Source organism: Pseudomonas sp. AGC41, assembly GCF_057334555.1.
In genome coordinates this window covers 9,709-13,705 of the sequence record NZ_JBHFJB010000116.1, presented here as the reverse complement: position 1 = coordinate 13,705, position 3,997 = coordinate 9,709, and the positions used below count along the sequence as shown (strand labels likewise).

3 protein-coding genes and 1 pseudogene are annotated in these 3,997 nt (G+C 61.7%); 3 read left to right on the top strand and 1 reads right to left on the bottom strand.

The genetic code is table 11. The features are described from left to right. Positions 1-97, top strand: a pseudogene (locus ACE04F_RS19610) (hypothetical protein); the annotation flags it as partial. A gap of 142 nt (positions 98-239) precedes the next feature. On the opposite strand, the gene ACE04F_RS19605 reads toward ACE04F_RS19610, so the two are convergent. Then, positions 240-449: a cold shock domain-containing protein gene (locus ACE04F_RS19605; RefSeq protein ID WP_003198198.1), complete on the bottom strand. Its 210-nt coding sequence runs from the start codon at positions 447-449 to the stop codon at positions 240-242. Positions 450-672: 223 nt separating this feature from the next. Between ACE04F_RS19605 and plsB the strand changes: the two genes are divergently transcribed. Then, positions 673-3,174, top strand: coding sequence for a glycerol-3-phosphate 1-O-acyltransferase PlsB (gene plsB / locus ACE04F_RS19600; RefSeq protein WP_486109255.1), 2,502 nt, complete (start codon positions 673-675; stop codon positions 3,172-3,174). Between the two features lie 96 nt (positions 3,175-3,270). Then, positions 3,271-3,960, top strand: coding sequence for a DUF4197 domain-containing protein (locus ACE04F_RS19595; protein WP_486109253.1), 690 nt, complete (start codon positions 3,271-3,273; stop codon positions 3,958-3,960). Positions 3,961-3,997 lie beyond the last annotated feature (37 nt).

The window sequence follows — 3,997 nt, the reverse complement described above, 5'->3', positions numbered from 1 at the left end:
GGGATCATGGGTGGAAGAAGAAGGCGAGGATTCGGCGGATCGCTGGATTCGCATCAGCGCCGATGGGGAAGAAGAGATTACCTGGAAGACGGCGTAAGGCTGGCTTCTGATCAACGGTGATCCTTTGTAGGAGCGAGCCTGCTCGCGAAAGCGGTGTGACGGTAAATAACTGATCACCTGACACAGCCTTCGCGAGCAGGCTCGCTCCCACAGGGATTTGCGGCAATTGCAGGAGCGGGTTACAACCCCACCACATCCTCAGCCTGCAGGCCCTTCTGCCCTTCCACCACCGCATACTCGACCTGCTGGCCTTCGGTCAGTGAACGGTGGCCTTCGCCGCGGATCGCGCGGTAGTGGACGAACACATCCGCCCCGCCTTCGCGCTGGATGAAGCCATAACCCTTGGCGTCGTTGAACCACTTCACACTGCCAGTTTCGCGTGCTGCCATGATGCTCACTCCCGTTCTTGTTTTCTGAGCCGGCTTTTCGAGGGAAAGCCGTACGCGTTTCAGCCGCCGACCCGCCGTCTGTCGGAGGCCGGGGCAGTAACTGGCCGAGTATATGACACCCGGAAAAACTCTCAACTGACTTTACTTCGGCGCTTTTTTGCCGATTTTCGGTGAATCCGGCACACTAGTACCGCTTGCTCTTATCCACTCACGCAGAAGCCGTATGACCCGCTCCCCGTTCCGCCGTCTTGTGTTTGGCACCCTGCGCCGGCTGTTGTACCTCTGGGTTCGCTCCGAGACCATCAACCAGTCGTCCTTCACCCTCAACCTCGACCGCAGTCGTCCGGTGTTCTACGTCCTGCAAGATCCTTCGCTCACCGATCTGGCGGTGCTCGACACCGAGTGCACCAAGGCCGGCCTGCCGCGTCCGGTGCTGCCGGTCTCGGTGGGCGGCCTGCTGGAGCCGGCGGCGTTTTTCTATCTGACGCCGGCCCCGGACTGGCTCGGCCGCCAGGACAAACGCGGTGCGCCACCGACCCTGACGCGGCTGGTCGACGAACTGACCCACAACGCCGCCGAAGACGCTCAGATCATTCCCGTCAGCGTGTTCTGGGGCCAGTCGCCCGACAGCGAATCCAGCCCCTGGAAGCTGCTGTTCGCCGACAGCTGGGCGGTCACCGGGCGTCTGCGCCGCTTGCTGAGCATCATGATTCTCGGGCGCAAGACCCGCGTGCAGTTTTCCGCGCCAATTCATCTGCGCGAACTGATCGAGCACGACAAAGGCCATGAACGCACCGTGCGCATGGCCCAGCGGATCCTGCGGGTGCATTTCCGCAATCTGAAAGCAGCGGTGATCGGCCCGGACATTTCCCACCGGCGCAACCTGGTCAAGGGGCTGCTGAACCAGCCACTGGTCAAGCAGGCCATTCTCGAAGAGGCCGAGCGGGAAAAGATCCCGGCCGAAAAAGCCAAGGCGCAGGCCCTGCGTTATGGCAATGAGATTGCCTCGGACTACACCTACACCGCGATCCGCTTCCTGGAAGTGGTGCTGAGCTGGTTCTGGAACAAGATCTACGATGGCATCAAGGTCAACCACATCGAAGGCGTGCAGAACGTTGCCCAAGGCCACGAAGTCATCTACGTACCCTGCCACCGCAGCCATATCGACTACCTGCTGCTGTCGTACCTGCTGTTTCGCAATGGCCTGACCCCACCGCACATTGCCGCGGGCATCAACCTCAACATGCCGGTGATCGGCGGCCTGCTGCGCCGTGGCGGCGCGTTTTTCATGCGTCGCACGTTCAAGGGCAACCCGCTGTACACCGCCGTGTTCAACGAATACCTGCACACGCTGTTCACCAAGGGTTTCCCGGTGGAGTACTTCGTCGAAGGCGGCCGTTCGCGCACCGGACGCATGCTGCAGCCGAAGACCGGCATGCTCGCCATTACCCTGCGTAGCTTTTTGCGCTCCTCGCGCATGCCGATCGTCTTTGTGCCGGTGTATATCGGTTATGAGCGCGTACTGGAAGGCCGCACCTACCTCGGCGAACTGCGGGGTGCGAGCAAGAAGAAGGAGTCGATCTTCGACATCTTCAAGGTCATCGGCGCCCTCAAGCAACGCTTTGGCCAGGTCGCGGTGAACTTCGGCGAGCCGATCAAGCTGGCGGAGTTCCTCGACGGCGAACAACCCGGCTGGCGCCAGCAGGAACTCGGTCCGCAATTCAAGCCCGCCTGGCTCAACGCGACCACCAACCGGCTCGGCGAACGTGTCGCCCGCCATCTGAACGAAGCCGCGGCCATCAACCCGGTCAACCTCGTCGCCCTCGCGCTGTTGTCCACCAGCCGTCTGGCCCTGGACGATCACGCTATGGCTCGCGTGCTGGACCTGTACCTCGCGTTGCTGCGCAAAGTGCCGTATTCACCGCACACCACCTTGCCCGAAGGCGATGGCCAGGCGCTGATCGAGCACGTCAAAGGCATGGACCTGCTGTCGGAACAGAAAGACGCCCTGGGCAAGATTCTGTATCTGGATGAGCAGAACGCGGTGCTGATGACCTACTACCGCAACAACGTGCTGCATATCTTCGCCCTGCCGGCGCTGCTCGCCAGTTTCTTCCAGAGCAGCTCGCGCATGAGTCGCGAACAGATCCTGCGCTACACCCGGGCCTTGTACCCGTACCTGCAATCGGAGCTGTTCATTCGCTGGTCGCTGGAAGAATTGGACGCGGTGGTCGACCAGTGGCTCGACGCGTTCGTCGAGCAGGGCCTGCTGCGTTTCGAAAAAGATCTCTACCTGCGCCCCGCGCCGAGTTCACGGCATTTCGTGCTGCTGACGCTGCTGTCGAAAAGCATCGCCCAGACCCTGCAGCGTTTCTACATGACCGTCTCGCTGCTGCTCAACAGCGGGCAGAACAGCATCAGCGCCGAAGAGCTGGAAGACCTCTGTACCGTCATGGCCCAGCGCCTGTCGATCCTGCATGGACTGAACGCACCGGAGTTCTTCGACAAGAGCCTGTTCCGCCACTTCATCCAGACGATGCTCGACCTCGACGTCCTGCGGCGCGACGAAGCAGGCAAGCTGAGCTATCACGAACTGCTCGGCGAGCTGGCCGAAGGCGCGGCCAAGCGGGTGCTGCCGGCGGAAATTCGCCTGTCGATCCGCCAGGTGGCGTTGCATCGCAGCGAAGATGCGGCGGATCAGGGCGTTCCGACGGCTGCGGACTGACCCCTGGGCGCCTGGTTGCATTCGGGCGCCCTGAATATGAAGATCCCTGGCAATGCCGTACGCTGATTCCCTTTCAAACGTTCAAGGAAAGTGCCCATGCTCCGCCCTACCCTCCGTTTCACCGGCCTGTGCGCCGGCCTGTTGATCTGCGCCAACGCCATGGCCCTGTCGCTCGGTGATCTCTCGCAGAAGGATGCCACGGGCGGCCTCAAGGATGCCCTCACCCAAGGTGCCCAGATCGCGGTCAAGCAATTGGGTAAGCCTGGCGGTTTCAGCAACAACCCCGAGGTGAAGATCGAACTGCCGGGCAAGCTCGGTAAAGTCGCCAGCAAGATGAAGGCCTTCGGTATGGGCGCTCAGGTCGATCAATTGGAAATCAGCATGAACCAGGCTGCCGAAGCCGCCGTCGTGCAGGCCCAGCCGATCCTGGTGGATGCGGTGAAGAACATGAGCGTGACGGATGCCAAGGGCATCTTGAGCGGCGGCAACGACTCGGCCACGCAATACCTGAACAAGAGCAGCCGCGAGCAGATTCGCGCCAAGTTCCTGCCGATCGTCAAGCAAGCCACCGACAAGGTCGGTCTGGTCCAGAAGTACAACGCCTTTGCCGGCCAGGCTGCGACGCTCGGCGTGGTGGACACCAAGAGCGCCAACGTCGAAAACTACGTGACCGAGCAGGCGCTGGACGGTCTGTTCGAGATGATCGCCAAGCAGGAAGCAACGATCCGCCAGAATCCGGCGGCCGCGGCGACCAGTCTGGCCAAGAAAGTGTTTGGCACGCTCTGAGCCCTATCCGCCAAACACTGTGGGAGGGGGGGGGGGG